This is a genomic window from Dyella sp. AtDHG13 (assembly GCF_003201105.1).
GTDB lineage: Bacteria > Pseudomonadota > Gammaproteobacteria > Xanthomonadales > Rhodanobacteraceae > Dyella > Dyella jiangningensis_B.
This window is the reverse complement of the sequence record NZ_QICJ01000026.1, coordinates 1-5,473: the sequence shown is the minus strand read 5'-3', so window position 1 is coordinate 5,473 and position 5,473 is coordinate 1. Positions and strand designations below refer to the sequence as shown.

At 54.5% G+C, this 5,473-nt stretch carries 2 tRNA genes and 3 rRNA genes; all 5 read right to left on the bottom strand.

Features of this window, described 5'->3' with window-relative positions:
* Window positions 1–51 precede the first annotated feature (51 nt).
* Window positions 52–164, bottom strand: a 5S ribosomal RNA gene (rrf, locus tag BDW41_RS22785).
* Window positions 165–302: 138 nt separating this feature from the next.
* Window positions 303–3,181, bottom strand: a 23S ribosomal RNA gene (locus BDW41_RS22780).
* Between the two features lie 202 nt (window positions 3,182–3,383).
* Window positions 3,384–3,459, bottom strand: a tRNA-Ala gene (locus BDW41_RS22775).
* Between the two features lie 11 nt (window positions 3,460–3,470).
* Window positions 3,471–3,547, bottom strand: a tRNA-Ile gene (locus BDW41_RS22770).
* A 193-nt stretch (window positions 3,548–3,740) separates the two neighbouring features.
* A 16S ribosomal RNA gene (locus tag BDW41_RS22765) occupies window positions 3,741–5,285 on the bottom strand.
* Together the 16S, 23S and 5S rRNA genes with 2 tRNA genes alongside form the textbook arrangement of a ribosomal RNA operon.
* Window positions 5,286–5,473: the final 188 nt, after the last annotated feature.

Genomic DNA, 5,473 nt, shown 5'->3' with positions numbered 1-5,473 from the left:
CGCGCAAAGACAAACGCCTTCCCTGGAGGGAAGGCGTTTGAGGGATAAAGCCCCTGGCGGTGACCTACTCTTGCATGAGGATTCACACTACCATCGGCGCAGCTGCGTTTCACTTCCGAGTTCGGGATGGGATCGGGTGGGACCACAGCGCTATAGCCGCCAGGGAAAGGGTGGGAACAGCGCAGTGATGCGCCAGTTCCGCAGAGGGGGTAAACGAGTGACAAGCGTTTGGTGAATTCGAACCAGATGTTCGTTGAGAGCGTCGCTCTTATGGAGCGTCTCACGAAGCGTCTTGGGGTTATATGGTCAAGCCGCACGGCTCATTAGTACGCGTAAGCTCAATGCATTGCTGCACTTCCACACCGCGCCTATCAACCACCTAGTCTTGATGGTGCCTTAAGGAGACTCGAAGTCTCGGGAGATCTCATCTTGAGGCGCGCTTCCCGCTTAGATGCTTTCAGCGGTTATCGCTTCCGTTCGTAGCTACCGGGCAATGCCATGGGCATGACAACCCGAACACCAGCGGAACGTCCACTCCGGTCCTCTCGTACTAGGAGCAGCCCCTCTCAAATCTCCAACGCCCACGACAGATAGGGACCGAACTGTCTCACGACGTTCTGAACCCAGCTCGCGTACCACTTTAAATGGCGAACAGCCATACCCTTGGGACCGGCTACAGCCCCAGGATGTGATGAGCCGACATCGAGGTGCCAAACACCGCCGTCGATATGAACTCTTGGGCGGTATCAGCCTGTTATCCCCGGAGTACCTTTTATCCGTTGAGCGATGGCCCTTCCATACAGAACCACCGGATCACTAAGACCTACTTTCGTACCTGCTTGATCCGTCGATCTCGCAGTCAAGCACGCTTATGCCTTTGCACACAGTGCGCGATGTCCGACCGCGCTGAGCGTACCTTCGTGCTCCTCCGTTACTCTTTGGGAGGAGACCGCCCCAGTCAAACTACCCACCACACACGGTCCCTGATCCGGATTACGGACCTAGGTTAGAACGTCAAGCACTTCAGGGTGGTATTTCAAGGATGGCTCCACCGAAACTAGCGTCTCGGTTTCATAGCCTCCCACCTATCCTACACAGAAGAACTCAACGTTCAGTGTGAAGCTGTAGTAAAGGTTCACGGGGTCTTTCCGTCTTGCCGCGGGAACGCTGCATCTTCACAGCGATTTCAATTTCACTGAGTCTCGGGTGGAGACAGCGCCGCTGTCGTTACGCCATTCGTGCAGGTCGGAACTTACCCGACAAGGAATTTCGCTACCTTAGGACCGTTATAGTTACGGCCGCCGTTTACTGGGGCTTCGATCAAGAGCTTCGCCTTGCGGCTGACCCCATCAATTAACCTTCCAGCACCGGGCAGGCGTCACACCCTATACGTCCACTTTCGTGTTTGCAGAGTGCTGTGTTTTTGATAAACAGTCGCAGCGGCCAGGTTACTGCGACCCTCTAACGCTCAGTCACGCACGTGACCACGTCGGAGGGCGCACCTTCTCCCGAAGTTACGGTGCCATTTTGCCTAGTTCCTTCACCCGAGTTCTCTCAAGCGCCTTGGGATTCTCACCCTGCCTACCAGTGTCGGTTTACGGTACGGTTTCTCTGTAGCTGAAGCTTAGTGGCTTTTCCTGGAAGCGTAGTATCAGTCACTTCGCCCTAAAGGGCTCGTCTCGGTGCTCGGCATAAAGAGGGCCGGATTTGCCTAACCCTCATGCCTACCGCCTTTCCCCGGGACAACCAACGCCCGGTAGACCTAACTTTCTCCGTCCCCACATCGCACTACAGACAAGTGCTGGAATATTAACCAGCTTCCCATCGACTACGCATTTCTGCCTCGCCTTAGGGGCCGACTCACCCTGCGCCGATGAACGTTGCGCGAGGAAACCTTGGGCTTTCGGCGTGCGGGCTTTTCACCCGCATTATCGTTACTCATGTCAGCATTCGCACTTCCGATACCTCCAGCAGACTTCTCAATCCACCTTCACAGGCTTACGGAACGCTCCTCTACCGCGCACACAAAGTGTGCACCCCGAGCTTCGGTGTAGTGCTTAGCCCCGTTAAATCTTCCGCGCAGACCGACTCGACCAGTGAGCTATTACGCTTTCTTTAAAGGGTGGCTGCTTCTAAGCCAACCTCCTGGCTGTCTATGCCTTTCCACATCGTTTTCCACTTAGCACTAACTTTGGGACCTTAGCTGCGGGTCTGGGTTGTTTCCCTTTTCACGACGGACGTTAGCACCCGCCGTGTGTCTCCCGTACATTCTGTCCTGGTATTCGGAGTTTGCCATGGTTTACTAAGCCGCGATGGCCCGCTAGCCATAACAGTGCTCTACCCCCAGGAAGATTCATACGAGGCGCTACCTAAATAGCTTTCGAGGAGAACCAGCTATCTCCGAGTTTGTTTAGCCTTTCACTCCTATCCTCAGCTCATCCCCATCTATTGCAACAGATGTGGGTTCGGTCCTCCAGTGCGTGTTACCGCACCTTCAACCTGGCCAAGGATAGATCACTCGGTTTCGGGTCTACTGCCAGAGACTATGCGCCCTATTCAGACTCGGTTTCCCTTCGCCTCCCCTATACGGTTAAGCTTGCCACTGACAGTAAGTCGCTGACCCATTATACAAAAGGTACGCAGTCACCCTTGCGGGCTTCCACTGCTTGTACGTATACGGTTTCAGGGTCTATTTCACTCCCCTCTCCGGGGTTCTTTTCGCCTTTCCCTCACGGTACTTGTTCGCTATCGGTCGGTCAGGAGTATTTAGCCTTGGAGGATGGTCCCCCCATGTTCAGACAGGGTTTCTCGTGCCCCGCCTTACTCAATTTCACATCGTGTGCCCTTTCGCCTACGGGGCTATCACCCGCTATGGCCGGCTTTTCCAAACCGTTCGACTAAAACACTCGATGCTTTTGGGCTAGTCCGCGTTCGCTCGTCGCTACTGACGGAATCTCGGTTGATTTCTTTTCCTCCGGGTACTTAGATATTTCAGTTCCCCGGGTTCGCTTCCAGCAGCTATGTATTCACTGCAGGATACTGCTTACGCAGTGGGTTTCCCCATTCGGACATTGCCGGATCAAAGCTTGTTGCCAGCTCCCCGACACTTTTCGCAGGCTGCCACGTCCTTCATCGCCTCTGACCGCCAAGGCATCCACCGTATACGCTTGGTCGCTTGACCATATAACCCCAAGTCGCCTCAGAGTTACATTTCCAAACAACGCGTTCGCTTAATTGCCTCAACGACACATCTCGGTTCGGTTTCGAACCAAAACGCTTGTCACTCGTTTACTTTGTCAAAGAACACAAGAACGGCCACAGTGCCGCCTCGTTTCTAAACCTTTATGTGTGCGCTGCCTTCATTTCACGTCGTGCCACCAAAGTGGTGGAGCCAGTCAGGATCGAACTGACGACCCCCTGCTTGCAAAGCAGGTGCTCTCCCAGCTGAGCTATGGCCCCAAGTGATTCAGTGGTGGGTCTGGGAGGACTCGAACCACCGGCCTCACCCTTATCAGGGGTGCGCTCTAACCACCTGAGCTACAGACCCGGGAACCTATGTGCCTCAACACGAACAACCCACTCTTCGAGCATTCGCATCGAAGCGGGCGTTTCGTGAAGAGTCCAGCCAGGGATGGCTGGTCTTGCTCTTCGCGACAAGGAGGTCGCGTGAAGCAAACTTCGCGTGAAATAAAGCAGGTGTCTTGTGTGGACGTCTTGCGGGGAGAAAGATGTCGTTCTCGAAAGGAGGTGATCCAGCCGCACCTTCCGATACGGCTACCTTGTTACGACTTCACCCCAGTCATGAACCACTCCGTGGTCGTCGTCCCCCTTGCGGTTAGACTAACGGCTTCTGGAGCAACTCACTCCCATGGTGTGACGGGCGGTGTGTACAAGGCCCGGGAACGTATTCACCGCAGCATAGCTGATCTGCGATTACTAGCGATTCCGACTTCATGGAGTCGAGTTGCAGACTCCAATCCGGACTGGGATCGGCTTTCTGGGATTGGCTCCACCTCGCGGTATTGCAACCCTCTGTACCGACCATTGTAGTACGTGTGTAGCCCTGGCCGTAAGGGCCATGATGACTTGACGTCATCCCCACCTTCCTCCGGTTTGTCACCGGCAGTCTCCTTAGAGTTCCCACCATTACGTGCTGGCAACTAAGGACAAGGGTTGCGCTCGTTGCGGGACTTAACCCAACATCTCACGACACGAGCTGACGACAGCCATGCAGCACCTGTGTTCTGATTCCCGAAGGCACTCCCGCATCTCTGCAGGATTCCAGACATGTCAAGGCCAGGTAAGGTTCTTCGCGTTGCATCGAATTAAACCACATACTCCACCGCTTGTGCGGGCCCCCGTCAATTCCTTTGAGTTTCAGTCTTGCGACCGTACTCCCCAGGCGGCGAACTTAACGCGTTAGCTTCGACACTGATCTCCGAGTTGAGACCAACATCCAGTTCGCATCGTTTAGGGCGTGGACTACCAGGGTATCTAATCCTGTTTGCTCCCCACGCTTTCGTGCCTCAGCGTCAGTGTTGATCCAGATGGCCGCCTTCGCCACTGATGTTCCTCCCGATCTCTACGCATTTCACCGCTACACCGGGAATTCCACCATCCTCTATCACACTCTAGCGACCCAGTATCCACTGCCATTCCCAGGTTGAGCCCGGGGATTTCACAGCAGACTTAAGTCACCGCCTACGCACGCTTTACGCCCAGTAATTCCGATTAACGCTTGCACCCTTCGTATTACCGCGGCTGCTGGCACGAAGTTAGCCGGTGCTTATTCCTCAGGTACCGTCAGCTCCATAGGGTATTAGCCCATGGCATTTCGCTCCTGATAAAAGTGCTTTACAACCCGAAGGCCTTCTTCACACACGCGGCATTGCTGGATCAGGCTTGCGCCCATTGTCCAATATTCCCCACTGCTGCCTCCCGTAGGAGTCTGGACCGTGTCTCAGTTCCAGTGTGGCTGATCATCCTCTCAGACCAGCTAGCGATCGTCGCCTTGGTAGGCCTTTACCCTACCAACTAGCTAATCGCACATCGGTTCGTCCAACCGCGCGAGGTCTTGCGATCCCCCGCTTTCTCCCATAGGACGTATGCGGTATTAGCGTAAGTTTCCCTACGTTATCCCCCACGTTTGGGTAGATCCCGATGCATTACTCACCCGTCCGCCACTCGCCACCCATAGAGCAAGCTCTACTGTGCTGCCGTTCGACTTGCATGTGTTAGGCATGCCGCCAGCGTTCAATCTGAGCCAGGATCAAACTCTTCACTTAAGTTTTCGACCAACCGAAGTTGATCTATCTTTCTGAAGCGTTGTCCTAACCGTAAACGTCAAGCTTTTGAATTGACTCTTAGGTTAGACGCTTGCATATGTTTGACATTCAGTCATCCACCGCAAGGCGCCCACACAAGTCACCTGCGCACACTGTCAAAGATCTCAATCACTTGCTGACCGTTTCCG